This is a genomic window from Streptomyces sporangiiformans, assembly GCF_005768555.2.
GTDB classification, from domain to species: domain Bacteria; phylum Actinomycetota; class Actinomycetes; order Streptomycetales; family Streptomycetaceae; genus Streptomyces; species Streptomyces sporangiiformans.
In genome coordinates, this window is the sequence record NZ_VCHX02000205.1 from 1 (window position 1) to 746 (window position 746).

The 746-nt window shown below is 64.9% G+C and carries 1 protein-coding gene; it reads right to left on the reverse strand.

What is annotated here, in order from left to right:
- The coding region (locus FGD71_RS34900) for a helix-hairpin-helix domain-containing protein (RefSeq protein ID WP_240436913.1) at window positions 1-746 on the reverse strand (746 nt) is incomplete at both ends.

Consider the following 746-nt stretch of genomic DNA (forward strand, 5'->3'; position numbering starts at 1 on the left):
ACCTGGAGTTCCATGGCGACCAGGCGGGGGACGTCTTCGCGTTTGTCGAGGCGGCCCTTGACGAACACGACGGCGTCCTCGACGAGTTGGGTGGACACCAGCTGGTAGGTGGCGGGGAAGAACATGCACTCGATGGAACCGGCGAGGTCTTCGACGGTGGCGATGGCCCAGGCGTTGCCCTGTTTGGTCATCTTGCGTTGCAGGCCGGAGATGATGCCGCCGATGGTGACGACCGCGCCGTCGGAGAAGTCACCGCCGGTGAGCTGGGCGATGCCCGCGTCGGCCTTGTCGGACAGGACGTGTTCCAGGCCGAAGAGGGGGTGGTCGGAGACGTACAGGCCGAGCATCTCGCGTTCCTGGGCGAGCAGGTAGGTCTTGTCCCATTCGTCGTCGGTGAAGGTGACGTCGAGGCCGAAGCCGGGTTCGTCGGCGGTGTCGTCGCCCATGCCGCCGAAGAGGTCGAACTGGCCCTCGGCTTCCTTGCGTTTGACCTGGACCACGTTGTCGATCATCGGCTCGTACTGGGCGGTGAGCCCCTTGCGGGTGTGGCCCATCGTGTCGAAGGCGCCGGCTTTGATGAGGGATTCGGTGGTGCGCTTGTTGCAGACGACCGCTTCGACCTTGTCGAGGTAGTCGGGGAAGGAGGCGTACTTTCCCTTGGCCTTGCGGCAGCGGATGATCGCTTCGACGACGTTGGTGCCGACGTTGCGGACCGCGGACAGTCCGAAGAGGATCACGTCGTCGCC